Source organism: Shewanella sp. FeAMO (genome assembly GCF_053653955.1).
This window is the reverse complement of sequence record NZ_CM132201.1, coordinates 282,371-309,354: the sequence shown is the minus strand read 5'-3', so window position 1 is coordinate 309,354 and position 26,984 is coordinate 282,371. Positions and strand designations below refer to the sequence as shown.

Genomic DNA, 26,984 nt, shown 5'->3' with positions numbered 1-26,984 from the left:
TTATTCTCCGGTCAATTCCAGGCTGCTGTTGCGCTCTGTCCAACAGCCGGAACCGTCCGGTACTAATTCAATGATGTCGATATTCTGTGCTGATACTTTGGCGATGCGGCCGTGATAGAGTCCCAAATACTCGCCCACTCCCATCCGATAGACATTGCCATCGGTTGTTTCCACCAAGGCCCAAACCACGTTGTCTTCGCTCAGGGTGCCGCGCATCTTGAGGTTGTCCAGCGCATAGGTTTCGAGACGGCTCTTGCGACGCTTGAGATCCGGCTGCAGGCAATCCTTGGTGGTATCTATCACCTCTTCCGTCAGTTCCCGGGAAGGCGGCACAAAGGGACTACGCAACATATCTGCCTGATAATCAAAATGCTCAAACTGAGGCGGCTCTTTCAACGGCGGGATCCTGGCAACATGCTGAGCCTTGGTGCTGGTGACAAAGGCTTCAAGATCTGTTCTGTCACCGATACAGCCGCCAAGCATTAACGCCGCCGCGATCAGGGGGATGAGTTGTTTCATTTACCTTTCCCCTTAGCCTTCTCCGGCGGTAATTCCGTTCCCTCTTTAAATCTGTAGGTCTTGGCCAGAATTTCCATTGCCAAGGTGCCGGATGGATCGCGCTTAACCACAAAGTCATGCAGGCTGACGATCCGTGGCAGCTTGGCAACTCCGCCGACCATGTGCCCCAATTGGTGATAGTCACCGGTCACAGCCATGCGTATCGGAAACTCAATATAGAAATCCCGTTGGATCTCGGCATCCCAATCCAGACTCTGGATCTTCAGACCCGCATCTGTGGCGACATAGGTCAAGTCATCAAGCAAACCCGGCATTTCATTCTCTGATGGCAGCATCTTCAACAGTTCGGCAAATTGTGCCTCCATCTGTACCAATTGCTCCCTATACAATTTCAGGTTAGCGGCCAACAGATACTTTTGCTTGAAATCATCACGCAGTTGTTGCTCTTTCACCTGTTCAGACTGGTAAATATCTATGGCGTCTGAAACAAACAGATAATAGCCACCGACGAACACCAGAATCGCCAGCAAGCCTGCAAATACGGCCTTGACCTGAGTCGGCCAGCCGCCGATATTCTCCATGTCCAGATCATTGAACTGGCTCAAATCGAAACTCATTTGCCCGCTCCTTTCGCCATCTGTGCCGTCCCTTCAAGCCGGTTTGCTCCCTTGATACTGACTTTGAGACTGAAGCGTTGCAGCTCTCTGAGTTCTTCCTGTTGAGAGACTATCGACTGCATACTCGGATCCTGAAGCCATTCTGATGCTTTAATTTTTCGCATCATGTTGGCGACATTGTTATTGGACTCACTGCGTCCTTCGATCCAGATAAGGCTGCCTTTCTTTTCTATGCTGGAAAGATAGATACCTGGCGGAATAACCCGTACCAGCTCATCCAATACGTGGGTTGGCAAATTACGCGCCTGTTGCAGGTTAAGAATAATCTCGGTGCGACGTTCAATATCCTTTTTGCGCTGTTTTATCTTGGTGATTTCAGCTATCTGCTTGTCAAGCAAACTAATTTCTGACTGGAGATAAGCATTTCGCTGACGCTGATCCTCTGTCATCAAGTCGATAAAGTTCAGTGCCAAATAAACCAATAACGCGGCGCCAATAAAAACAGCAGCCAGAATACCTATATAATCGCGCTTCTGTTTTTCCCTGGCTTCTTCACGCCATGGCAATAAGTTTATGTTCGCCATTGAGCATAACTCCTCAGTGCCAGGCCGCAGGCCACCATGTATTTACTGATATGGGGTTGCAGGGCATTTTTTACTGAATCGTCCGCATGTAAACTTCCCTGAAAGGGGTCGGCAATTATAGTGTGAACACCTAATTCATTGGTTAGAAGATTAGCCATGCCTTCTAATTTGGAAGTGCCGCCACAAAGCACCAAATGATCGACTTTATCCTTACCACTGGAAGTGCAATATATTTGCAGCGTACGTTTTATCTGTTGCAATAATTGCGTTTGAAATGGCGATAACACCTCAAACATATAATTGCGAGGTAGATCACCTTCTATCTTGGCCTTTTCCGCCTGCTCATAGGACATACCGTAAAAAGACAATATAGATTGAGTGAAGAGTTCACCACCAAATGCTTGCTCGCGGATAAAGGCTGTTTCCCCTTTTTCCACCACGGCGAAGGTGGTCATGTTGGCACCGATATCAACCAAAGCGACAACCTGATCTGCTGCGCCATCCGGAAGCTGCCCCAGGATCAATTCATGGGCACGTCCCAGAGCATAGCCTTCTACATCAACAACTTTAGGCTCAAGGTCGACACTGTCCAGCGCGTCGATTCTGGCATCAATATTTTCGGTACGGCAAGCACTAAGCAAGACATCAACCTTGCTGGGGTCTGTCTTGTTGACGCTCAGCGTTTCAAAATCAATGCTGACCTCATCAAGTGAATAGGGAATGAGGTTATCCGCTTCAATCTCAATCTGCGCCTCCATTTCAACCTCACTCAAGGAGGCGTCCATGTAGATGACTTTAGTCATTACGGCTGATCCGGATACAGCGACAGAAGCAAATTTAGTTGATTTGGGCAATTGCCTCTTCAGCTGTCTCATTGCTTCAATAACGGCTTCAGGATCGCGAATATCATGATCATTGATGGCTCCTTTTTTTACAGGAGCAGCGGCATAAGCCTGGATTTTATAACCATCGCCTGTCTTGCCCAGCAGGATCGCTTTGACCTCGTGAGAACCGATGTCAATACCCACCATTTGCGGAGCCTGACGCTTCCATAGATTCGAAAGCATAGTCCTTTGTCACTTTGTTATTGTTAGGTTTTAGATTAGCACATTTTCAAATTGTTACGCCCCTTTGTATAAAATGTTTGAGCACATTACAACGGCTAATTTTTTGACGCTGCCTTTTTGCTTCACCCTGCACAAAACGCCTTATATACTATTGTGCCCGCAGCAAGTTTTGGAATAATCTCGTGAAGTGGTTAAAACGTATACTCATAGCTCTATTCAGTCTGGCCCTTCTTGGGGTTGCAGCTATCGTTGGAGCCTACTTCTACGTCCTGCCCGAACTCCCGGATGTCGCTACACTCAAGACAGTTCAACTGCAAACGCCACTGAGGGTGTATTCCAGTGACGGCAAACTGATCTCGCAATTCGGTGAAAAACGCAGGATCCCGCTGGAGTTGGCCGATGTGCCCAAACCACTATTGCAGGCCTTCCTGGCAACTGAAGATTCACGCTTTTATGAGCATAAAGGTATCGACCCCATAGGTGTGGTGCGCGCCGCATTGGTTATGCTGGCCACCGGCGAGAAAAAACAGGGTGCCAGTACCATTACCATGCAAGTGGCCAGGAACTTCTTCCTGACTCGAGACAAGACAATTATTCGTAAAGTCAAAGAGATATTTATCTCTATCCACATAGAGCAGCTGCTAACCAAAGATGAAATTCTGGAGCTCTATGTCAACCGTATCTATCTTGGACAGCGTGCTTACGGGGTTGGCGCCGCGGCTCAAGTTTATTATGGCAAGGAAGTCAAAGACTTGACGCTTGCTGAAATGGCAGTTATCGCAGGTTTGCCAAAAGCCCCTTCAACACTCAACCCTATCACCTCCCCCAGCCGAGCTTTGACCCGTCGTAACCTGGTGCTCAACCGTATGCTGGAGGTCGGCTATATCACCCAGAGTGAATATAACGAAGCCAGTGCTCAACCTATTACCGCCAAATACCATGGCGCCGAAATCGATCTCTACGCCCCTTACATTTCAGAGATGGCCAGAGATTATATGGTGCAGAAATATGGTGAAGAGGAAGCCTATACCGGTGGTTACGATGTTTACACCAGCATAGACTCATCACTGCAGTTAAAAGCCCAGAAGGCACTGCGCAACAATGTCTACGCCTATGATGAACGCCATGGCTATCGAGGCCCTGAAGCGGTTCTATGGACAGACAAGCAGCCTGATGAGAGCGAGTTGATTGCCACCCTGAAGAAAACTATGCCCATTCAGGAGCTCAGGCCAGCCGCCGTATTGCAAGTAGAGGAACAGCAGGCACAGGTGCTGCTCGCCTCGGGAGAAAAACTCACTCTGCCTTGGGATGGCCTCAAATGGGCCCGCAAGTTTATCAATGACAAACGCCAAAGCGCACCACCGAAGAAAGCCGAACAGTTTCTGAAAGTGGGCGAGCAGATTTGGGTGCGTAACAACGGCGATATCTGGCAATTGGCTCAGGTGCCTCAGGTTGCCAGCGCCATAGTCTCGATAGATCCCAAAGATGGTGCAATTCAGGCTCTGGTCGGTGGTTACAGCTTCAGTCAGAGCCAGTACAACCGGGTAACTCAGGCCAAACGTCAGCTGGGCTCCAACATAAAACCTTTCCTATATGCCACGGCGCTGGAGAAAGGCTATACCCTGGCGACACTGATCAACAACGCGCCGATCAACAAGCCCGACCTCAGCCAAGGTACGGCATGGCGTCCCAAAAACTCACCCGACGTATACGGCGGCCCTACCAGGCTGCGTCTGGGACTGGCCCAGTCTATCAACGTGATGTCGGTGAGAACCCTGCGTTATGTTGGGCTGGATGCCGCCATCGACAAGCTGGTGCAGTTTGGTTTCGATGCCAAAGAGCTCAACCGCAACGAGTCTCTGGCGCTGGGATCACCATCTGCCACACCTTTGCAGGTGGTCACGGCCTTCTCTGCCTTTGCCAACGGGGGCTACCTGGTTGAGCCTTACTTCATTAAACGGATCCAGAATGCCCAGGGCGAAATCCTTGAACAAGCTCATCCGGCTCTGGCTTGTGATGCGCCGCTTAAGCCTGAAGAGGATATGGCGGATAACGCGATAACCGATTTGACTATGCAAGAGCCGCTGCAGCCCCAGGTTCAGGAAGATCCTTTCAGCTGTGACAGCCCAAGTGCCCGTCACGCCAAGCAAGTGATCAGCGAGCAGACCGCATTCCTGATCACCGATGCCCTCAAGAGTGTTATCTGGGGTGGCGGTAACTGGAGCAAGGGCACTGGCTGGAACGGTACCGCCTGGCGCGCCGCCAGAGTGGTCAAACGCCATGACATAGCCGGTAAAACGGGAACAACCAACGAATCGCGGGACACCTGGTTCAGTGGCTACAATCCCAAGCTTGCCACCACCGTCTGGGTCGGCTTCGATGACCATGGCCGTGAGCTGGGACGTACCGCCTGGAATGCCAGCGGCGCCAAAGATCAGATTTCAGGGGCCGAATCTGGTGCCAAGACCGCGGGCCCAGGCTGGAACGAGTTTATGCGCGATGCCCTGGAAGGAACGCCGGAAGAACCCAGCATTCCACCGGCTGGAATCGTTTCGGTGCGTATTGATTTGGATAGCGGCAAGCTGTCGCGTAAGACAGACTACACCAGCGACTTCGAGTACTTTATTCAGGGTACAGAACCCAAGGAGTACGCCACCGGCGCCGAAGATGACAGCGACATCTTTATCGAAACACCGCCGGAAGAGCTGTTCCAGTAACAGTCTGTTTAACACCGTCTGCTAAACATTAAAAAACGCGCCAATTGGCGCGTTTTTGTTTGGCTCGAATCCGAGGGATAGCTTCTATTTGGCCTGCTTGGCTGTCAGTGCGGCCTTGACCTGCTCTACCGCGGTACCACCGAGAATATTGCGCTTCGCCAGGCAGGAATCGATACTCAGATGCGGATAAACATCCTCCGCTATGATGTCGGCATAGCCTCGCAAGACTTCAAGTGGCAAGGCTTCCAGCGGCTTACTCTCGGCAATAGCTTGCAGCACCACTTCACCCACAACGTGATGCGCCTGCCTGAAGGGCATGCCTTTACCCACCAGATAGTCCGCCAACTCAGTGGCATTGGCGTATCCCTGTTGAGCTGCGGCCAACGCATTGGTTCGGTTAACCTTGACACCTTCAAGCACCAGAGCCGCCATTTTCAAGCACAGGCTCCAGCTGTCCATCACATCGAACAAGCCTTCCTTGTCTTCCTGCATATCCTTGTTGTAGGCGAGTGGCAGCGCCTTCATGGTGGTGAGGATCCCCATCAAGCTGCCGTATACCCTGCCCGCTTTACCACGAATAAGCTCAAGCGCATCGGGGTTCTTCTTCTGCGGCATCAAGGAAGAACCTGAGGTGACATTGTCAGCCAGCTCGATAAAGTTGGCTTCGCCGGAATTGAAGAAGATCATATCTTCGGCCATACGACTTAAGTGCATCATGCTGATAGAGGCATCGCTGCAGAGCTCGATCACATGGTCACGATCAGACACGCTGTCCAGGCTGTTGAGGGTAGCAGAGGCAAAGCCTAGGCTGGCCGCCAGCGCCTGACGGTCGATGGCATAAGCTGTACCCGCCAAGGCGCCACAACCCAGAGGGCAGGTGTTGAGGCGATTCAGTGCATCCTGCAAGCGGCTGATATCCCGCTCAAACATTTCAACATAAGCCAAAGCCCAGTGGCCAAAGGTCACGGGTTGTGCCCGCTGCAGATGGGTATATCCCGGCATTACTGCATCCAACTCGCGCTCGGCCAAGGCCAGCAGCCCCTGTTTGACTTCAATCAACAGACTCAGCAGGTGTGCGCCTTCCTGTTTGCACCACAGCTTGAGATCGGTCGCCACCTGGTCATTGCGCGAACGGCCGGTGTGCAGCTTCTTACCCAAGTCACCCACCTTGGCGATCAGCTGTGATTCCACAAAACTGTGAATATCTTCGGCGCCGGAAGCGATGATCTGCTCCGGCGTATCTTTAACTTCTGCGAGCAACTCAGCCAGCGCCTGAGTCAGGGTCTGGCATTCCTCCTGGGTTAACACGCCGGCCTGGGTTATCGCCTCGGCCCAGGCGACTGAGCCCTGGATATCCTGCTCCAGTAAACGGAAATCCACCGGCAGGGAATCGTTGAAGAGTTTGAAAAGTTCGCTGCTTTGGCCGCTGAATCTGCCACCCCATAAAGCCATGATAAGGTCCTCTTTCTCGGGCATAAAAACTAAGGGGCGCCAATGCGCCCCTGATATACTGACGCTTACTTGCTGTTGAGCGCGCGAATACGGCTCGCCAATGAGTAGAGACGGATAAAGCCTTCGGCGTGTTTCTGATCGTAAACCGTGTCTTCACCGAAGGTGGCAAACGCCTCGGAATACAGGCTGTTGGGAGAACGTTTCTTCACGGCAACCGCCTGGCCCTTGAAGAGTTTGATCACCACTTCGCCGTTAATGTCCTGGGCCAGTGCCTCGGATGCCGCTAACAGCGAGTTGCACAGAGGTGTAAACCAACGGCCATCATAGACCAGATGTGCCATCTGAGCGGCGACCTGTTCCCGCCAGTTACGGCTGGTCTTGTCGAGCACCAACTCCTCAACCGCTCTCAGAGCAGCAAACATGACAGTGCCGCCCGGTGTTTCATAACAGCCACGGGACTTCATCCCCACCAGCCGGTTTTCAGTGATATCGATACGGCCAACACCATGAGCGGCAGCAATCTGGTTCAGCTTCATCAGCGCCGCATAGGGGCTCAGGGCTTCACCGTTGACTTCAGTCACCCGGCAGTTTTCCACTTTCAGGCTGACATACTCAGGCTCATCTGGCGCATCCAGCGGATCGACTGTCATGGTCCACACCTCTTTGCTGGGCTCATTCCAGGGATCTTCCAGTTCCCCACCTTCGTGGGAGATATGCCAGGCGTTGGCGTCGCGGCTATAGATCTTGGTGGCCGAAGCCGAGGTCTTGATGTTACGCTCGGCCAGGTAAGCCAGCAGATCTTCACGGCTCTCCATGGTCCACTCACGCCAAGGGGCAATCACTTTCAGATCCGGCGCCAGTGCGGCAAAACAGCCTTCGAAACGCACCTGATCGTTACCCTTGCCGGTACAACCATGACACAGGGCGTCGGCGCCGACCTTACGGGCCACTTCCACCTGAGCCTTGGCGATGATGGGTCTGGCCATGGAGGTGCCCAGCAGATAGGTTCCCTCGTAGATGGCACCGGTTGCTATGGTGGGATAGATGTAGTCTTTAACAAACTCTTCTTTCAAATCAACAATATGACATTCACTGGCGCCGGAAGCCAACGCCTTTTCTGTCAAACCTTCGAGTTCGGCTTCCCCTTGTCCAACATCGGCACAAAAGGCAACGATCTCACAGTTGTTATAGTTCTCTTTCAGCCAGGGAATGATGGCCGAGGTATCCAGGCCGCCGGAGTAGGCCAGGACAACTTTTTTCACATCTGTGTTTTTCTGTGCAATAGACATCTTAATTTTCCTAGATTCAACTGGCCCTTGGCCATCAGCTCAAAAGTGTTACCAGAACGGCATTCTGCGCGTGCATGCGGTTTTCTGCCTGTTGCAGGATCAGAGAACCTTTGCCATCCATCACCTCATCTGTCACTTCTACCCCTCTGTGAGCGGGTAAACAATGCATAAAATACTTCACCTTATACTGATCCATCAGCGGCTGATTGATCTGATAAGGATTAAATTTTGTTTCAATATCAGAAAGTTCTGTTTGGTCGCCCATGGAAATCCAAGTATCAGTGTAGACGGCATCCTGACCTTCCAGGGCGGCGATGTCTGAAGTCAGTATCAGGCTGCCTCCATTCTCGGCCGCCAGTTGCTGTACTTCATTGACAATCAGACCATCGGGGAAATGCCCTTCGGGGCAGATAACCGTCATGCTGGCACCCAGAATAGCAGCGCCTATCATCAATGAATGGGTCACGTTGTTGCCATCACCTACATAGGCCAATTTCACCTTGCCCAAGTCACCGAGCTGTTCTGACAGGGTCAGAAAATCCGCCAGTGCCTGACAAGGGTGGTACAAGTCCGACAGCGCATTGATCACAGGTACAGTGCCGAACTCGGCCAGGCCTTCTATGGTCTTGTGGCTGAAAGTCCGTGCCACTATGGCGTCGGCCCAGCAGGAAAGGTTACCGGCGAAATCGGCAACAGATTCGCGCTTGCCCAAAGCACCATTTTGTTGATCCAAATAAAGACAGTGACCACCCAGCTTATGGATACCGATATCGAAACTGACCCTGGTACGCAGGGAAGGTTTTTCAAACAGCATCACTACGCTCTTGCCCGCAAGCGCGTGTCGGTAGTCTGCCGGATTGGCCTTGATCTTCTTGGCCAAGTCCAACAACGCCAGCAACTGGGATTGGGTGAGTTCTTTAATGGTCAACAGGTGCTTCATACTGCCTTCTCCTATGGTTTTATTTGCGTACCCACGGCTTCGCCCTGAGCCAATGCAGCCAGTTGCGCCGCATCTCTCCAGGAAGCAACCTGTACCGGCTGCCCCATGAGTTCTGCGACTTCCAACGCCGCCTCTACTTTGACTTTCATACCTTTCTCTATCACGCCCAATTTCACCAGGTCGTCGATTTCGCTACGATTAAGACTGGCGATCAACTGCCCCTTACCGTCCAATACTCCGGAAACATCGGAGAGCAGCACCAGCTTGCCCTGCACCAGCTTGGCCAGCACTGTGGCAGCCTGATCGGCATTGACGTTAAGCAGTTGCCCTTCGCTGGATACTGCAATGGAGCTGACAATGGGCATCCAACCCTGAGACAGGACGAAATTGATATAGCTGCCGTCTTTGGGGGAAACTTCACCCACCAGCCCCAAACGTTCATCTTTAATTACCGCATCGACCAAGTTGGCATCCGCCAGACTCATGCCAACGCTGGCGACACCAGCCTTGATGGCCGCCGCCTGCAGTATCTTGTTGGACATACCGGCCAGGGCGCCGGCGATGATCGGCATCTGCTCCGGCGGGGTGACCCGCAAGCCATCGAGCTTCACCGTATCCATGCCATTGGCCTTGAGCTGTTCATCCACCAGATAACCGCCACCATGAACCAGAACCACCTTCTGTCCCTGGGCCAGCATTTTCGCCGCCGTATCCATCAGCCTGGCCATTCCCATCTCACACTGCATCAGTGCGCCGCCAACTTTCAGAACCAACACCTTGTCTTTCGTGCTCATAGTGACAACTCTCTCTAACCGTTCCGGGAATAATTAGTATTTAAAGTGAATCTTTATGCATTGCAGCGCCTGACTGGCAGCGCCCTTCATCAGGTTGTCTATGGCACTGGCCACCACCAGATAATGGTTCTGTTCATCAAACTTCCACCCCAGATGACAATTGCCTGTGTGTACCACGTCATCCACCTTGGGAAATTGGTTCTGTTTTACGCTGACAATGCTCGAGCCATGGTAGATGCTGTAAGCCTCGGCAACGTCCTCTGCCTTGGTACCCGGCTTGAGCTGCAGCGTAATGGTGGCGAGAATGCCGCGTTTGAAGTTGCCAAGGTGCGGAGTAAAAATCACTTCCTGCCCCAGTTGGCTGGCGATTTCGGGCTGATGCCTGTGACCAAGCACACCGTAGGGCGTTAAACTCACTTCACAGAAACTGGTGTGCAGCTGCGCCTTGCGCCCGGCTCCGGTCACACCGCTAACAGCATTGATAACGGGGAAAGCATCTGTCATCAGTGACTTGAGCGGCTTAAGCGCCAACAGGGATGCCGTGGGATAACAACCGGGAACCGCAATCATCTTGCTGTTGGCAATCGCCTTGGCATTCCACTCGGCCAGACCATAAACTGCCTGTGCCAATACTTCGGCTTGGTTATGCTCAAAGCCATACCACTTGGGATAATTGGCCGCGTCGCTGAAACGATAAGCACCGCTCAAATCAAATACCGCCAGCCCCTGGGCATAAAACCAGGCCGCCAATTCCAGGCTTACCGAATGTTCGGTCGCCAGCGCCACGGCGTCGGCCTGCGCCACTATCTGCTGTTTGGCCTCTGGCGTTAACGGCTGCAACACTGCAGAGATATGTTGATATACAGGATAAAGTTCAGCCAGGCTTTTGCCCTTATCCAGACTATTTTCAGAAACATACAAGCCTTGAATGCTTAACTCTGGCTCAGCTTGGATCAGGGCGGTTAACTGGGCACCTGTATATCCACTGGCCCCTATGATGGCGATATTTTTCATGGTTTCTAATTCTTCAAGCTAATCAAAAAAAGGAAGGGCACAACGAAAGCCCGTGGCTCAGCGCCTAATGACAAGTTTATCGTCGCAGGGAGTTATTGCAGTTTTTGGTCTGAATCAAGCTCAAGGTCGAACTCAACATACTTAGTCTCACTGAATTTAGTCACCATGAAAGATGACACTGGCTTTAGCTGTTTGCTAGACTAACACAGCAATTTATTTATGCAATATATATGAATAGTTATTTTTAATGTTTTGCAGGATAGTCATGAAAAAACTGCCGGAACTCACAGAAAGCTTCAGTGCGCTTATCGCCTCGCCCTCCATCAGTGCCCTGGAGCCCGAACAAGATCAATCCAATGCTGCCGTTATCGACTTGCTGGCCAACTGGTTTGCCGATTTGGGGTTGGAGTGCCGCCGCCAGCCGGTGCCCGGCAGTCGCAACAAACATAACCTGCTGGCCAACCTGGGCACTGGCCAAGGTGGCCTACTGCTGGCCGGGCACACAGACACAGTACCGTTCGATGAAGGCCGTTGGCAGCATGATCCCTTTCGGCTAACCGAAAAAGATAACCTTTGGTATGGCTTGGGAACTTGTGACATGAAGGGTTTCTTTGCCTTGATATTGGAGACCTTGAAACAACTGCCGCTGACACAAATGAAGCGACCTCTTTATATTCTCGCCAGTGCCGATGAGGAAACCACAATGAATGGGGCCAAGGCCTTTGCCGCCAACGCTGCAATCAAGCCTGAATTTGCCATCATAGGCGAACCCACCAGCCTACGGCCGGTTTATATGCATAAAGGGCACATGGCTCAAGGCATTCGAGTAACGGGCCGCAGCGGCCACTCGTCAGATCCGGCCAAGGGACTCAATGCCATAGAAGTGATGCATCTGATCATAGGCCGACTACTTAAACTCAAGCAGCATTTGAGCGAACACTATCGCGAAGATGCCTTCAGTGTGCCTTACCCAACCATGAACTTTGGCCATGTCCACGGCGGCGATGCAGCCAACCGTATCTGTGGTTGCTGTGATCTGCATCTGGATATTCGCCCGCTTCCCGGTTTGGCTTTGACCGATCTGCAACTCATGCTGCAGCAGTATTTACAGCCGGTCTGCGAACAATTCCCAGGATCAGTTTCCATCAGCGAACTCTATCCCGGCTCAGAGCCGTTTGCCGATGATAGAGACTCTCCCTGAAGCCAACTGGTCGCCAGCCTGGCGGGACAGCCACCTCAAGTGGTGAACTATGCCACCGAGGCGCCTTATATTCGGCAACTGGGGTGCCACACTCTGGTATTGGGACCCGGCAGCATAGAGCAGGCTCATCAACCGGATGAATATTTGGATACGGCGCAGATCAAACCTACAATAGATTTGCTGAAACAGCTTATTTATCATGCCTGTATAAAATAATGATCCAGCCCACAGCTGCTGGAAACAACGTAAGGCAAATACCTCAGCGTATTGACCATAGGGCACAGTGCTGGTTATTGTGCTCTACTCAAGTCCGCCCGAAACGACGACTCTTTCTCACTATTCTTTGGAGCAATCAACACGATGGCAGATATGTATGCATCCTTAAGATCCAACGTCAGTATGCTTGGGCAGATCCTCGGCGACACCATGCGATCCGATCTGGGGGAGCCATTTCTCGATAAGGTGGAGCAGATCCGTCAACTGGCCAAGAGTTCCCGTCAGGGTGATGAAAGCGCCCGTCAGCAGATGTTGGAACTGCTGACGGCCTTGCCCGATGACGAACTGGTGCCGGTCACCAAAGCCTTTAACCAATTTCTCAACCTGGCGAATATCGCCGAGCAGTTTCATACCATCAGCCGCAACTGTGATGAACTGGTGTGTGTACCGGATCCCGTGGAGCAACTGCTCGGACGCATGCTGAACGGCCCGATAGATCAGAAGCAGATGCTGTCCTGTCTGAGGGAGATGAACATAGATCTGGTACTGACGGCACACCCGACCGAGATATCCCGCCGCACCCTGATCCAGAAGTACTCATCTGTGGTCGATTGTCTGACGGCTCTGGAAAACGATCAGCTCAGCGAGCGCGAGTTTAAACAGATCAATCTGCGACTGCGGCAGCTAATTGCCCAGATTTGGCATACCAATGAGATCCGCCGCGAACGCCCGACGCCGGTAGATGAAGCCCGCTGGGGTTTGGCGACTATCGAAACCTCACTGTGGCAGGCGATTCCCGACTTTTTACGCCAGCTCAACGACCAGGTAGAAGAGCGCACCGGCAGCCAGCTACCGATTGATATCGCTCCAGTGCGATTCTCCAGCTGGATGGGTGGCGACCGTGACGGCAACCCCTTTGTTACCGCCAAGGTCACTCAGGAAGTATTGGATCGTAACCGCCATGCCGCCGCCAGACTCTATCTCAAAGATATCGTATCTCTGGTTGGCGAATTGTCCATGGAAGAAGCCAACGAGGAGTTGAGCCAGTATACCAACGGCAGCTGTGAACCTTATCGTGACGTGCTTAGAGATCTGCGCCAAAAGCTGCGCAACACCATAGACTATCTCAATGCCCGCCTCGAAGGTCATCAGCCCGAAATCGACAGCCATAGCATCATCTGGCACCAGGACGACCTGAAAAGGCCGCTGCTGATGCTGTATCAAAGCCTGTGCGATTGCGGCATGAGTCTGATAGCCAATGGCTTGCTGCTGGATATGTTGCGCCGCTTGGCCTGCTTCGGCATTCATATGCTGAGGTTGGATATCCGCCAGGATGCAGAGCGCCACGCCAATGCCATTGCCGAGCTTACCCGCTATCTGGGCATGGGTGACTTCAACCATTGGGATGAGACAGAAAAGCAGGCCTTCCTGCTCAGGGAACTGGCCAACCGCAGACCCTTGATCCCGGTAAACTGGCAGCCATCAGACGAGGTGGCCGAGGTACTGGCAACCTGCCGCTTGATAGCCACTCAGCCTCAACAAGCTCTGGGTTCCTATGTGATATCCATGGCCAGCCAACCATCCGACGTGTTGGCGGTACTCTTGCTGCTCAAGGAAACCGGCTGTCACTATCCCATGCGGGTAGTGCCGCTGTTTGAGACCCTGGATGACCTCAACAATGCCGCCGATTGCATCTCTGCCCTGCTCGATATCGATTGGTATCTGGGTTACACCAAAGGCATGCAGGAAGTGATGATTGGCTATTCGGATTCGGCCAAGGATGCCGGAGTCATGGCCGCGGCCTGGGCACAATATCGGGCGCAAGAACAACTAGTTGCGGTATGCAAGAAGGCTGGCGTCAAACTGACCCTATTCCACGGCCGTGGCGGTACTATCGGTCGTGGCGGCGGCCCGGCTCACCAGGCGATTCTGTCACAGCCTCCGGGCTCAGTTGACGGACGGATCCGGGTGACAGAGCAAGGAGAGATGATCCGCTTCAAGTTCGGTCTCCCTAAGTTGGCAGTGCAGTCACTGGCGCTTTACACCTCGGCGGTGATGGAAGCCACTTTGCTTCCGCCTCCCGAGCCTAAACAGGAATGGCGGCAATGCATGCAGCGACTGGCCGATGAATCTGTACTGGCCTACCGCAGCATAGTCAGGGAAGAAGCTGACTTTGTTGCCTATTTCAGAGCCGCAACGCCTGAAGTGGAGCTAGGTAAGCTGCCACTCGGCAGTCGACCGGCCAAACGCCGGGTGGATGGAGGTATCGAAAGCCTGCGCGCCATTCCCTGGATATTTGCCTGGTCACAGAACCGTTTGATGCTGCCGGCCTGGCTCGGTGCCGGTGAGGCGCTAGAAGCCGCGGCCAAACGAGGAGAGCTTTCTCTGCTACAGGAGATGGAACGTCAGTGGCCCTTCTTCAACACCCGTATCTCCATGCTGGAAATGGTGTATGCCAAGGCAGAACCCAACCTCGCCCGCTATTACGACACCTGCCTGGTGCCTGAAGACCTGCGTCATTTGGGTGAAGCTCTCAGGGAGAGGCTGCAACAGGGGATCCAGGCGGTACTCGAACTGACCCGCTCTGACAGCCTGATGTCGCATACTCCCTGGAACAGGGAATCGGTGCGGCTTCGAAACCCCTATATCGACCCGCTCAACTTCCTGCAGGCCGAGTTGTTGGCCCGAAGTCGCAAGGAACAGGAAACTTCGGAACAATTGCAACTGGCGCTGATGCTGACCATAGCCGGTGTCGCGGCGGGCATGAGGAATACAGGATGAGGCTGCCCCTACTGCTGTCTCTGTGGTTGATGCTGATGTTGGGCGGCTGTGTCAGCCAATACAGCATCAGCGAAGGACAGCTGGAATCCTATCTGAATAAAGAGCTGCAACTGGATATGCAAGACACCCAGGGGCCACTGGCAACAGAGATCCAGTTGAATCGGGTAACAGTCAAATTGGGGCACAAGCCGGATACCATGGCGGTGAAAGCCACCTCTGAGCTGATACTCAGAACGCCGCTGTTTCCCCTGCGTGCCAGCCTGACAACAGAGTTTGAGGCCAAGCCTTGGTATGACAACCAAACCCATGGCGTCTATCTCCGTGGTCTGGAGTTGACCTCTGTCGAGTCCAATCCCAAGGATATTCAGCGGGCTTTACAGGGTATTGCCCCACAGTTGATGGGCTTTATCCGCAACTTCCTCGAAAGTCAGCCGGTTTATGTTCTGGATACCCAGGACAGCAACCAAGCGAGACTGGCCGATATGACCAAGAGCCTTCAGGTTAAACCAGGCAAACTGGTGCTGGAGTTTAAATAAATCGATATTCAGAGCACAAAAAATACGCAGCCTTGGCTGCGTATTTTTATTTAACCTATTACTGGTTTAACTTATTGCTGCCTTTGACTATTTGGCAAATCGACCAATAGAGGAGTAGTCAACAATAACCGCCTCGCCCAGCAACTCGCGGCGCAGCATGTCATAGGCTACTGCGCTGCTGAGGCTGCGAACCAGCTCTCGAGAACGTCTTGGCAGCTGAATCATCTGGCTGTAACAACCTCCCTTGGTTGCCAAGGCTATGGCGACAGTACCGACAGGCTTCTCCTCTGTGCCACCATCAGGACCGGCAATACCACTGGTGGCCAGAGCATAGTCGCTATCCAGTATCGCCCTGGCCCCCATCGCCATCTCCTCAACGGTGGCAATCGACACAGCGCCATGGTCATCCAGTGTTGAAGGTTGAACCCCAAGAATACGCACCTTGCTCTCATTGCTGTAGGTCACCAACCCCTGATGCAAATAGGAAGAACTGCCAGGAAAAGCCACCAATTGGCTGGTCAACATACCTCCGGTACAGGACTCGGCCAGACTAAGACTAAGGCCTGAATTCAACAACCTATGATGGATCTCTTCCGCCAGTGTCGCGCGATTTTCGGCAACAACCGCAGTACCCAAAACCTGTCGTACATGATTGGTGACTCGGGGTAACAGAGCAATGGCCTTATCACCGCGGGCAAACAACTTGATCTCTATATGTGGCATAGAGGAGCGATAACCTATGGTGATCCCTGCTGGCAACTCCAATGCTTCCAGCTTATCGGCCAGCGTCGATTCGCCATGGCCCAGGGTCAACAGCTTGTTCAATGCGACTTTTGCATCCAGGCCGAACTCCTGTTTGATAAAGGGTAGAAACTGCTCCTGAACCATATGTTTCAGCTCAAATGGCACCCCTGGAGTGAAGTAGAGCCAAGCACGATTGAGTTTGACTCTAAAGCCACAGGCCGTGCCAACCGGATTATCCACCATGACGGCAGACTCAGGCAGTAAAGCCTGTTTCAGATTACTGGCCGGCATCTCTCTGTTGTTACGGCTGAACCAGGCCTCCATCTTGGCACGCCATTCGGCGTTCTCAACCAGAGGCTCACCCTTGGCCTTGGCCATAGCTTCGGCCGAGAGATCGTCGCTGGTTGGCCCCAAACCACCATTAACCAGAATGATATCGGCATGGAGACTACGCTCCTGAAATACGGCTATCAGATCTTCGAGTCTATCCCCCACTGTGACCCTGCGCTGCACCTCAATCCCATGCTCCATCATCACATTGGCAAACCAGGCGGCATTGGTATCTACTATCTGACCGGACAACACTTCCTCTCCGGTACAAATCATCTCTAACTTCATTCAAAGATCCCTTTGGCAAAAACTGCATATACGTTAAGTAACCACTGGATGAATAGCAAGCACGGCTTGGAAGACACAAGAAAGGGAGAAACAGGGAGAGTGGAAAACCAGCATGACACGCAGTTTCGAGAGTTGTACGCACGTTAGTTTGCAGGGGCAGAAGTCGATTTGTCGCGGGGTAAAGTTCAACGCAGTTCTGGATAAAAAGTCTGTGGATAAAAACGAAAAAAGCCTCATCTTTCGATGAGGCTTTCTCTTTAAGTTGGCGGAGCGGACGGGACTCGAACCCGCGACCCCCGGCGTGACAGGCCGGTATTCTAACCAACTGAACTACCGCTCCTTTAGTATCACGCCTTGGCGCACTACTAAAATTGGGCGTCTGGCGATGACCTACTCTCACATGGGGAGACCCCACACTACCATCGGCGCGATTGCGTTTCACTTCTGAGTTCGGGATGGGATCAGGTGGGACCACAATGCTATTGTCACCAGACATATTCTTACTGGTTAATTGTCCGTCTGACGGTATTGTTTCCTCGCTACGCTGCTCATGTACTTCAGTACACTGCGCGGCTCGCTCGTCACGGCTTTGTCAGCCAAACTATTACCTGCGTCATTAACCTTTGTTCTTCAATTCAGAAAGCTGTTGCTTTGAAATATGGTGGTCGCTACTGGGATCGAACCAGTGACCCCCTCCTTGTAAGGGAGGTGCTCTCCCGGCTGAGCTAAGCGACCGGTATTCTTGGCTGTGCTCTTTTCAGAGCCTGAGTTCAAACTTCAATCAAGTATCGACTTCTTCAAGTCCGTAAAACCCATCTGGGTTGTATGGTTAAGCCTCTCGAGTCATTAGTACAGGTTAGCTCAACGCCTCGCAACGCTTACACACCCTGCCTATCAACGTCCTGGTCTCGAACGGCTCTTCAGAGGGCTCCAGGCCCTAGGGATGACTCATCTTGGGGCTCGCTTCCCGCTTAGATGCTTTCAGCGGTTATCGATTCCGAACGTAGCTACCGGGCAATGCCATTGGCATGACAACCCGAACACCAGCGGTTCGTCCACTCCGGTCCTCTCGTACTAGGAGCAGCTCCCCTCAATCATCCAACGCCCACGGCAGATAGGGACCGAACTGTCTCACGACGTTCTGAACCCAGCTCGCGTACCACTTTAAATGGCGAACAGCCATACCCTTGGGACCGACTTCAGCCCCAGGATGTGATGAGCCGACATCGAGGTGCCAAACACCGCCGTCGATATGAACTCTTGGGCGGTATCAGCCTGTTATCCCCGGAGTACCTTTTATCCGTTGAGCGATGGCCCTTCCATTCAGAACCACCGGATCACTATGACCTGCTTTCGCACCTGCTCGACGTGTCTGTCTCGCAGTTAAGCTGGCTTATGCCATTACACTAACCGTACGATGTCCGACCGTACTTAGCCAACCTTCGTGCTCCTCCGTTACTCTTTGGGAGGAGACCGCCCCAGTCAAACTACCCACCAGGCACTGTCCCTAACCCCGATTAGGGGCCCAGGTTAGAACATCAACACTACAAGGGTGGTATTTCAAGGTTGACTCCAACAAGACTGGCGTCTCATCTTCATAGTCTCCCACCTATCCTACACATGTAGGGTCAATGTTCAGTGCCAAGCTATAGTAAAGGTTCACGGGGTCTTTCCGTCTAGCCGCGGGTATACGGCATCTTCACCGCAATTTCAACTTCACTGAGTCTCGGCTGGAGACAGCGTGGCCATCATTACGCCATTCGTGCAGGTCGGAACTTACCCGACAAGGAATTTCGCTACCTTAGGACCGTTATAGTTACGGCCGCCGTTTACCGGGGCTTCGATCATGAGCTTCTCCGAAGATAACCCAATCAATTAACCTTCCGGCACCGGGCAGGCGTCACACCGTATACGTCATCTTGCGATTTTGCACAGTGCTGTGTTTTTGATAAACAGTTGCAGCCACCTGGTATCTGCGACTCCCGTCAGCTCAGAGAGCAAGTCTCATCACCAACAGGAGCGTACCTTCTCCCGAAGTTACGGTACCATTTTGCCTAGTTCCTTCAGCCGAGTTCTCTCAAGCGCCTTGGTATTCTCTACCCGACCACCTGTGTCGGTTTGGGGTACGATTCCTGCTAACCTGAAGCTTAGAAGATTTTCCTGGAAGCATGGCATCAACCACTTCATCCCCGTAGGGACTCGTCGTCAGCTCTCAGTGTATGTGTGCCCGGATTTGCCTAAGCACACCACCTACTACCTTAAACGCGGACAACCAACGCCGCGCCGGCCTAGCCTTCTCCGTCTCTCCATCGCAGTTAGCAGAAGTACGGGAATATTAACCCGTTTCCCATCGACTACGCCTTTCAGCCTCGCCTTAGGGGTCGACTCACCCTGCCCCGATTAACGTTGGACAGGAACCCTTGGTCTTTCGGCGAGGGGGTTTTTCACCCCCTTTATCGTTACTCATGTCAGCATTCGCACTTCTGATACCTCCAGCGTGGGTTACCCCTTCGCCTTCAACGGCTTACAGAACGCTCCTCTACCGCACTGATGCAAGCATCAGTACCCGTAGCTTCGGTGAATTGCTTAGCCCCGTTACATCTTCCGCGCAGGCCGACTCGACTAGTGAGCTATTACGCTTTCTTTAAATGATGGCTGCTTCTAAGCCAACATCCTAGCTGTCTAAGCCTTCCCACATCGTTTCCCACTTAGCAATTACTTTGGGACCTTAGCTGACGGTCTGGGTTGTTTCCCTTTTGACGACGGACGTTAGCACCCGCCGTCTGTCTCCCGGATAGCACTCTTTGGTATTCGGAGTTTGCAAAGGGTTGGTAAGTCGGGATGACCCCCTAGCCTTAACAGTGCTCTACCCCCAAAGGTGTTCGTCCGAGGCGCTACCTAAATAGCTTTCGAGGAGAACCAGATATCTCCCGGTTTGATTGGCCTTTCACCCCCAGCCACAAGTCATCCGCTAATTTTTCAACATTAGTCGGTTCGGTCCTCCAGTTGATGTTACTCAACCTTCAACCTGCCCATGGCTAGATCACCGGGTTTCGGGTCTACACCTAGCAACTATACGCGCAGTTAACACTCGGTTTCCCTACGGCTCCGCTATTCGCTTAACCTCGCTACTAAATGTAAGTCGCTGACCCATTATACAAAAGGTACGCAGTCACGGTCTCAAGAACCGCTTCCACTGCTTGTACGTATACGGTTTCAGGTTCTATTTCACTCCCCTCACAGGGGTTCTTTTCGCCTTTCCCTCACGGTACTGGTTCACTATCGGTCAGTCAGGAGTATTTAGCCTTGGAGGATGGTCCCCCCATATTCAGACAACATATCACGTGTGCCGCCTTACTCGATTTCATCTCTGGTTAGTTTACGTGTACGGGGCTATCACCCTGTGCCGCTGTGCTTTCCAACACATTCCACTAACACCCCAAAGACTTAAGGGCTAATCCCCGTTCGCTCGCCGCTACTTGGGGAATCTCGGTTGATTTCTTTTCCTAAGGGTACTTAGATGTTTCAGTTCCCCTCGTTCGCCTCACTAAGCTATGTATTCACTTAGTGATGACACCTTATGGTGCCGGGTTTCCCCATTCGGACATCGCTGGCTCAAATGCTTGTTACTGGCTCACCAACGCTTTTCGCAAGTTACTACGTCCTTCATCGCCTCTGACTGCCAAGGCATCCACCGTATACGCTTGGTCGCTTAACCATACAACCCGGATGAGTTTTCATTTCGCTTGTCAGTACTCATGTTGTCGTTATTGTGCTTTTCATTCGTCAGTCATGTAGCGCTGCTACACTCCTTCCTCACTCAAATCACCGCTTAGACACCATGTCGCCTGACTGCGCTACCTTATCGGTAACATAGCGGAAAACACGGGTTGTATTGCAACCAGCTTAGGTTTACTTGTCTCACCTCCGGGTTAAGGAAGTGGACTCGCCTTGAAGAATTTCCAAAACACTTGATTGAAGTGTTTGAGAACTCAATTTGTATGCATCAAATCCTACTCCGAAGAGTTGGTTTTGATGTCTACTATCAGCTTTCCAAATTGTTAAAGAACTCATTGACTTACCAGGGTCAACGGCCTGCTCTATGAACAAGCAATCTGTGTGAACACTCAAAAGGTACACGGATGTACCGAATGTCGAAAATTCAGGAGCAATTTCCGACCAAGCACCAATTATCGCTTAGGTAAGGAGGTGATCCAGCCCCAGGTTCCCCTAGGGCTACCTTGTTACGACTTCACCCCAGTCATGAACCACACCGTGGTAAACGCCCTCCCGAAGGTTAAGCTATCTACTTCTGGTGCAGCCCACTCCCATGGTGTGACGGGCGGTGTGTACAAGGCCCGGGAACGTATTCACCGTGGCATTCTGATCCACGATTACTAGCGATTCCGACTTCATGGAGTCGAGTTGCAGACTCCAATCCGGACTACGACCAGCTTTATGGGATTAGCTCCACCTCGCGGCTTCGCAACCCTCTGTACTGACCATTGTAGCACGTGTGTAGCCCTACTCGTAAGGGCCATGATGACTTGACGTCGTCCCCACCTTCCTCCGGTTTATCACCGGCAGTCTCCCTAAAGTTCCCGGCATGACCCGCTGGCAAGTAAGGATAGGGGTTGCGCTCGTTGCGGGACTTAACCCAACATTTCACAACACGAGCTGACGACAGCCATGCAGCACCTGTCTCACAGTTCCCGAAGGCACTGAGGTATCTCTACCAGATTCTGTGGATGTCAAGAGTAGGTAAGGTTCTTCGCGTTGCATCGAATTAAACCACATGCTCCACCGCTTGTGCGGGCCCCCGTCAATTCATTTGAGTTTTAACCTTGCGGCCGTACTCCCCAGGCGGTCTACTTAATGCGTTAGCTTGAGAGCCCAGTGTTCAAGACACCAAACTCCGAGTAGACATCGTTTACGGCGTGGACTACCAGGGTATCTAATCCTGTTTGCTCCCCACGCTTTCGTGCCTGAGCGTCAGTCTTTGTCCAGGGGGCCGCCTTCGCCACCGGTATTCCTCCAGATCTCTACGCATTTCACCGCTACACCTGGAATTCTACCCCCCTCTACAAGACTCTAGTTTGCCAGTTCGAAATGCGGTTCCCAGGTTGAGCCCGGGGCTTTCACATCTCGCTTAACAAACCGCCTGCGCACGCTTTACGCCCAGTAATTCCGATTAACGCTCGCACCCTCCGTATTACCGCGGCTGCTGGCACGGAGTTAGCCGGTGCTTCTTCTGCGAGTAACGTCACAGATGTAAGGTATTAACTTACACCCTTTCCTCCTCGCTGAAAGTGCTTTACAACCCGAAGGCCTTCTTCACACACGCGGCATGGCTGCATCAGGGTTTCCCCCATTGTGCAATATTCCCCACTGCTGCCTCCCGTAGGAGTCTGGGCCGTGTCTCAGTCCCAGTGTGGCTGATCATCCTCTCAGACCAGCTAGGGATCGTCGCCTAGGTGAGCCTTTACCTCACCTACTAGCTAATCCCACCTGGGCTTATCCATCAGCGCAAGGCCCGAAGGTCCCCTGCTTTCCCCCGTAGGGCGTATGCGGTATTAGCAGTCGTTTCCAACTGTTATCCCCCACAAATGGGCAAATTCCCAGGCATTACTCACCCGTCCGCCGCTCGTCATCTTCAAAAGCAAGCTTTTGAAATGTTACCGCTCGACTTGCATGTGTTAGGCCTGCCGCCAGCGTTCAATCTGAGCCATGATCAAACTCTTCAATTAAAGTTTTGGTTGAACCCGAAGGTTCGACTCAATGAATTCTGTTCGTATGAACACTCTTCATCGAGTTAAATCGTTTTGTCGATTTCTCAATGCCTGTGAGTGTCCACACAGATTTGCTTGTTTATCTTGTTAAAGAGCAATCCCTTAGGCGCTGCGGCCATCGGGTCAGGGCTGCGTATTCTACGCTTTCCTGCTGCGGCGTCAAGAGGTATTTACCATCTTTTTTCGCCTGTCGTTGAAAGGACTCGAGAGCCGTTTTCTTCAACCCTGTCACGTCTTTCGCGTTGCCGCTGTGCCGTGTCAGTGGGAGCGCATTATAGGGAGCCAAAACTTTTGTGCAAGGGCTTTTTATAAGAAAAAAGATCGCTTGCCGATCTTTTAGGCAAAAACGATCTTTTTCTGCAATTATGGCTATTTTACGCCCTAATTTACTCAGTTTGCGGCCGACTTGGGTGCATTTTCCTGTTCAATAAAGCCTTTGAGTAAGGCTATCGCCTTTGGGTCACCCCAGTCGACGAAACTGCGGACAAAGGCAATCAGCTCCCCTTTACCATTAAGAATAAAGGTCGCCGGGATAGTATCGAGTGGGAATATCTGCCCCAACTGCATTTGTGGGTCGTAGTAACTGCGGAAATTTGCCATCCCCAGGGATTGTAGAAAACTGGCCACTTGCTCCTGGCCACCCTGATCGATGGAAATCGGCAGCAGGGCAAACTCCTTATCACTGAACTGCCCTTCAAGCCGCTCCAGAGCAGGCAACTCCCTGACACAAGGAGGACACCAAGTAGCCCAAATGTTGACCAACACCACTTTTCCCTTGTGTTGACTGAAATCCAATTGGCTACCGGTCTTATCCTGGAAGGGAACCACTTCCAGAGGGAAGCTGTGAGGGAGTACATTGATCTTGTCGACACTGGATTGGATCTGATTGTGATCCTTCGGCTGCATACCGGGATAAGCCTGCGCCCCCAGAGACAGGGACGCCAGCAAGAGTAATGAGTATCTGAGTTTGCTCATTACTTGTCTCGCTTCAATAGCTCATCCAACTGGCGTTGTTCTTCGGCAGACAGTTCGAGCGCTTTACCACCGGTAGTACGCTGTTTGCGGATGAAAATAAAGCCAATCAAACCACCGAACAACAGCAACGCCACAGGGCCCAGCCAAAGGACGTAGGTCTTGGTCTCAAGCCTTGGCTTATAGAGAACGAATTCGCCGTAGCGACTGGTCATGAACTGGACGATTTCATCATCAGCCTTGCCCTCTTCCACCATCTTGTACACTTCAAGACGCAGATCGCGGGCAACCGGTGAGTTGGAATCGATCAGGTTTTGATTCTGACACTGGGGGCAGCGCAGCTCATGAGCCAGCGACAATGCCCGCTTCTGCTTATCAGGAGAACTGAACTCGAAGGTATCCACCGGCGTTGCCGCCACCTGAGCGGCATAACCGAGCAGGAGCGCCGCAATAGCAAAGGTTTTCAGCAACAACTTTCTCATGACGCTTTATCCTTAGCGGCCTCGGCCTGCAACTGTTGGATCATGGGATACAAGGTTTCTTTCCAAACCCGCATATCTACCGGCCCGGCATAGCGATAACGAATGACACCGTTGTGATCCACGATGAAACTCTCCGGCGCACCATATACCCCGAGATCCAGACCGAGACGACCGTCCTTGTCATAGATATTCAACGTGTAGGGGTCGCCTTGGCGAGAGAGTTCTCTTACCGCCAGCGCCCGCTCGTCACGGTAGTTGATGCCATAGATGGGCACCAAGTTTTGTCGAGCCAACTGCATCAGGTAGGGATGTTCATACTTACAGGATGGGCACCAAGTCGCCCATACGTTCAGCATGGATACCTTACCTTTAAGATCTTCGTTGGTGATCATCTCTCCCGGCGTTTCCAGTTTCTCCAGCTGGAAGGCAGGCACAGGCTTACCTTCCAACGCAGAATCCAACTGCTGTGGATTCAAGAACAGTCCCTTGTAAAGGAAGATCCCCATCAAAAGAAACAATATCAGTGGAATAAAAAGTATTAGCTTCTTCATCTTCTTCTTACCTGTTTCAGGCTGTTGCCAGTTTGGCTTTCTTGGCTGCAGCCGCTTCTTCAGCGCGGGCTTTGGCACGATAGCGCTTATCTGAAGCCGCAAAGAAACCACCAACCATCATAAAGATACCGCCAAACCACAACCAACGAACAAAAGGTTTGTAGTTCAGTCGCACTGCAAACTCAGTACGGCTTACAGGGTCGCCCATAGTGACATAGAGATCCCGGAACAGACCCCAGTCGATACCGGCCTCTGTCATATCCATGGTGCGAACATTGTATTGACGACGATCCGGCTGCAACAGAGCAATCTTTTCGCCATCTTTCAGTATTTCAACCTGCCCTTGCTGTGCCGTGTAGTTAGGGCCAACAACGTTACGGGTTTCCAGATACTTAAAGGTGTAACCGGCCAACTCATGGCTGACGCCTGGGCCCATGCGCACACTCTTCTCAATAGAGTAGTTGGACACCATGGTGGCCCCCACTACAGAGACAGCAATACCCAGGTGGGCGATGATCATCCCCAGTTCACTGCGGCCCATACGCGCCAAACTGACACTGCCGTCTTTCGCTTTAATCACGTTGTAACCGGCACGCAGAGTCGCCAGTACAATCCAGACAGCCGCACCTATACCCAGTGCAACCCAGATGTTGAACTCACCACCGGCAATAAATGGCGCTATCACGCCCAGCACAGCTGAAATGATCGCAGGTACCAACAATTGCCGTTTGAGCTCACCCTGCTTGGATTTTTTCCAGCGAATGATAGGGCCAATCCCCATAAAGCCGAACAGTACCAGCACGATGGGAACAAATACTGCATTGAAGTATGGTGGGCCAACGGAAATCTTACCCATGCCCAAAGCATCGATCAGCAGCGGGTAAAGGGTACCAAGCAATACGGTACCTGCCGCTACGGTCAGCAATACGTTACAGACCAGCAGCATGGTTTCTTTGGATTTCAGCTCGAAACGGGCAGGGCTGCTCATTTCACTGGCACGGAAAGCAAACAGTGTCAGCGAACCGCCTATGGCCAAGCCAAGCAGCAGTAGAATGAACATACCCCGGCTTGGGTCTGCCGCAAAGGAGTGCACTGAGGTCAGCACACCAGAACGAACGATAAAGGTACCCAATAAGCTCAGGGAGAAGGCAAAGATAGACAGGAGAACTGTCCAGTTACGGAAGGCACCGCGTTTCTCTGTCACTATCAAGGAGTGAACCAGCGCTGTACCGACCAGCCATGGCATAAAGGATGCGTTTTCAACCGGATCCCAGAACCACCAACCGCCCCAGCCGAGCTCGTAATATGCCCACCAGGAGCCCAGTGCGATACCACCTGTGAGGAAAATCCAGGCGGCCAGAGTCCAAGGGCGGCTCCAACGAGCCCAGGCAGAATCGAGTCGACCGCTCATCAGTGCGGCGATGGCGAAAGCAAAGCTGACAGAGAAACCCACATAACCCAGATACAGCATAGGCGGGTGGAAGATCAGACCCACATCCTGCAGCATGGGATTAAGGTCACGCCCTTCCGCCGGGATCGGGAATAAACGTTCGAATGGACTGGAAGTGAGTAGCATGAACAGGGTAAAGCCTATGGTGATCATCGCCAACACGGCCAATACCCGAGCGGTGAACACCTCTTCCAACCCCTTACTGAAGAAGGCTACAGCTGCAGCCCATACAGAAAGTGAGAAGACCCAGAACAACAGCGAACCTTCATGCCCACCCCAAACTGCTGCAATCTTAAAGAAGATAGGCAATTGAGAATTGGAATGATGGGCCACATAGGCGACTGAGAAATCATCGGTTGCGAAGCTGTAACCCAGCGCGATTACCGATAAAAAGATGAATAAAAACATACCGTAACTCAGAGGCCAGGCATAGCGCACTAAGTATTGGTCTTTGCGGGCAACACCGATCAGGGGGACGGTCATCAGCAGTACAGCGAACGCCATCCCTATGATCAATGAGAAATGTCCAAGTTCTGGGATCATGGGTTTTCCTCAGTTTCCAGGTCAATGTCTGCCAAGCTTCTTATTCTGGGCAGACGCACAACTACGGGGCACACACCATTACCTTGTTAACTTAATCACGGCTTAAAA

General features: G+C 52.2%; 17 protein-coding genes, 2 tRNA genes, 3 rRNA genes and 1 pseudogene. 4 read left to right on the top strand and 19 right to left on the bottom strand.

Going from position 1 to position 26,984, the window contains the following annotated elements; genetic code table 11:
• The 4 genes from ACWAU4_RS01495 to ACWAU4_RS01480 are packed head-to-tail and all read right to left on the bottom strand — an operon-like array spanning position 1 to position 2,787.
• Positions 1 to 519: a pilus assembly protein PilP gene (locus ACWAU4_RS01495; protein WP_025011594.1), complete on the bottom strand. Its 519-nt coding sequence runs from the start codon at positions 517 to 519 to the stop codon at positions 1 to 3.
• Positions 516 to 1,136 (bottom strand): type IV pilus inner membrane component PilO, encoded by a 621-nt coding sequence (locus ACWAU4_RS01490; protein ID WP_025889304.1) that lies wholly within the window; start codon positions 1,134 to 1,136, stop codon positions 516 to 518. Before ACWAU4_RS01490 ends, ACWAU4_RS01495 begins: the two co-directional genes overlap by 4 nt.
• Positions 1,133 to 1,720: a PilN domain-containing protein gene (locus ACWAU4_RS01485; protein ID WP_028780990.1), complete on the bottom strand. Its 588-nt coding sequence runs from the start codon at positions 1,718 to 1,720 to the stop codon at positions 1,133 to 1,135. Before ACWAU4_RS01485 ends, ACWAU4_RS01490 begins: the two co-directional genes overlap by 4 nt.
• The gene (locus tag ACWAU4_RS01480; RefSeq protein WP_025011592.1) at positions 1,708 to 2,787 is read right to left on the bottom strand and encodes a pilus assembly protein PilM; all 1,080 of its coding nucleotides are present in this window, start codon (positions 2,785 to 2,787) and stop codon (positions 1,708 to 1,710) included. Before ACWAU4_RS01480 ends, ACWAU4_RS01485 begins: the two co-directional genes overlap by 13 nt.
• Positions 2,788 to 2,969: 182 nt before the next feature.
• Here ACWAU4_RS01480 and ACWAU4_RS01475 point away from each other — a divergent pair, with 182 nt between their 5' ends.
• On the top strand, positions 2,970 to 5,504 hold the full coding sequence (locus tag ACWAU4_RS01475; RefSeq protein ID WP_028780991.1) for a penicillin-binding protein 1A: 2,535 nt from the start codon (positions 2,970 to 2,972) through the stop codon (positions 5,502 to 5,504).
• 84 nt (positions 5,505 to 5,588) lie between these two features.
• On the opposite strand, the gene argH is transcribed toward ACWAU4_RS01475, so the two are convergent.
• The 5 genes from argH to argC all read right to left on the bottom strand — a co-directional run bounded on the left by argH (position 5,589) and on the right by argC (position 10,993).
• Positions 5,589 to 6,956, bottom strand: a complete 1,368-nt coding sequence (argH, locus tag ACWAU4_RS01470; protein ID WP_345871147.1) for an argininosuccinate lyase — start codon at positions 6,954 to 6,956, stop codon at positions 5,589 to 5,591.
• 65 nt (positions 6,957 to 7,021) lie between these two features.
• The gene (locus ACWAU4_RS01465; RefSeq protein ID WP_025889296.1) at positions 7,022 to 8,245 is read right to left on the bottom strand and encodes an argininosuccinate synthase; all 1,224 of its coding nucleotides are present in this window, start codon (positions 8,243 to 8,245) and stop codon (positions 7,022 to 7,024) included.
• Positions 8,246 to 8,279: 34 nt separating this feature from the next.
• Entirely contained in the window at positions 8,280 to 9,185 is a 906-nt protein-coding gene (locus tag ACWAU4_RS01460) for an ornithine carbamoyltransferase (protein ID WP_096142608.1), read from the bottom strand.
• A gap of 11 nt (positions 9,186 to 9,196) precedes the next feature.
• Positions 9,197 to 9,979 carry an acetylglutamate kinase gene (gene argB / locus ACWAU4_RS01455; RefSeq protein ID WP_025011587.1) on the bottom strand — a complete coding sequence of 261 codons (783 nt, stop codon included), beginning with the start codon at positions 9,977 to 9,979 and terminating at the stop codon, positions 9,197 to 9,199.
• A 33-nt stretch (positions 9,980 to 10,012) separates the two neighbouring features.
• Complete coding sequence (gene argC / locus ACWAU4_RS01450) at positions 10,013 to 10,993, bottom strand: N-acetyl-gamma-glutamyl-phosphate reductase (RefSeq protein WP_096142609.1); 981 nt, start codon at positions 10,991 to 10,993, stop codon at positions 10,013 to 10,015.
• A gap of 265 nt (positions 10,994 to 11,258) precedes the next feature.
• On the opposite strand from argC, the pseudogene argE reads away from it, so the two are divergent.
• The 3 genes and pseudogenes from argE to ACWAU4_RS01435 all read left to right on the top strand — a co-directional run bounded on the left by argE (position 11,259) and on the right by ACWAU4_RS01435 (position 15,727).
• Positions 11,259 to 12,410 (top strand): annotated as a pseudogene (gene argE / locus ACWAU4_RS01445) (acetylornithine deacetylase).
• Between the two features lie 144 nt (positions 12,411 to 12,554).
• Positions 12,555 to 15,191 carry a phosphoenolpyruvate carboxylase gene (gene ppc / locus ACWAU4_RS01440; RefSeq protein ID WP_044733473.1) on the top strand — a complete coding sequence of 879 codons (2,637 nt, stop codon included), beginning with the start codon at positions 12,555 to 12,557 and terminating at the stop codon, positions 15,189 to 15,191.
• Positions 15,188 to 15,727, top strand: a complete 540-nt coding sequence (locus ACWAU4_RS01435) for a DUF1439 domain-containing protein (RefSeq protein WP_101057634.1) — start codon at positions 15,188 to 15,190, stop codon at positions 15,725 to 15,727. The genes ppc and ACWAU4_RS01435 overlap by 4 nt, the downstream gene beginning before the upstream one ends.
• A gap of 87 nt (positions 15,728 to 15,814) precedes the next feature.
• Here ACWAU4_RS01435 and ACWAU4_RS01430 read toward each other — a convergent pair whose 3' ends face one another.
• The 10 genes from ACWAU4_RS01430 to ACWAU4_RS01385 form a co-directional block, all read right to left on the bottom strand.
• Positions 15,815 to 17,089, bottom strand: a complete 1,275-nt coding sequence (locus ACWAU4_RS01430; RefSeq protein WP_025011584.1) for a CinA family nicotinamide mononucleotide deamidase-related protein — start codon at positions 17,087 to 17,089, stop codon at positions 15,815 to 15,817.
• 263 nt (positions 17,090 to 17,352) lie between these two features.
• Positions 17,353 to 17,429: transfer RNA gene (locus ACWAU4_RS01425), tRNA-Asp, on the bottom strand.
• Between the two features lie 37 nt (positions 17,430 to 17,466).
• Positions 17,467 to 17,582 (bottom strand): 5S ribosomal RNA (rrf, locus tag ACWAU4_RS01420).
• 166 nt (positions 17,583 to 17,748) lie between these two features.
• A tRNA-Val gene (locus tag ACWAU4_RS01415) sits at positions 17,749 to 17,824 on the bottom strand.
• A gap of 90 nt (positions 17,825 to 17,914) precedes the next feature.
• Positions 17,915 to 20,807 (bottom strand): 23S ribosomal RNA (locus tag ACWAU4_RS01410).
• 484 nt (positions 20,808 to 21,291) lie between these two features.
• Positions 21,292 to 22,836: ribosomal RNA gene (locus ACWAU4_RS01405) — 16S ribosomal RNA — on the bottom strand.
• The 16S, 23S and 5S rRNA genes sit together here with 2 tRNA genes alongside, the layout of an rRNA operon.
• A gap of 432 nt (positions 22,837 to 23,268) precedes the next feature.
• The gene (locus ACWAU4_RS01400; RefSeq protein WP_025889964.1) at positions 23,269 to 23,853 is read right to left on the bottom strand and encodes a TlpA disulfide reductase family protein; all 585 of its coding nucleotides are present in this window, start codon (positions 23,851 to 23,853) and stop codon (positions 23,269 to 23,271) included.
• Positions 23,853 to 24,332: a heme lyase NrfEFG subunit NrfF gene (gene nrfF, locus ACWAU4_RS01395; protein WP_025011989.1), complete on the bottom strand. Its 480-nt coding sequence runs from the start codon at positions 24,330 to 24,332 to the stop codon at positions 23,853 to 23,855. The genes ACWAU4_RS01400 and nrfF overlap by 1 nt, the downstream gene beginning before the upstream one ends.
• Positions 24,329 to 24,883: a DsbE family thiol:disulfide interchange protein gene (locus ACWAU4_RS01390; RefSeq protein ID WP_025011988.1), complete on the bottom strand. Its 555-nt coding sequence runs from the start codon at positions 24,881 to 24,883 to the stop codon at positions 24,329 to 24,331. Before ACWAU4_RS01390 ends, nrfF begins: the two co-directional genes overlap by 4 nt.
• A gap of 16 nt (positions 24,884 to 24,899) precedes the next feature.
• The gene (locus tag ACWAU4_RS01385; protein WP_045284097.1) at positions 24,900 to 26,876 is read right to left on the bottom strand and encodes a heme lyase CcmF/NrfE family subunit; all 1,977 of its coding nucleotides are present in this window, start codon (positions 26,874 to 26,876) and stop codon (positions 24,900 to 24,902) included.
• Between the last annotated feature and the right edge of the window lie 108 nt (positions 26,877 to 26,984).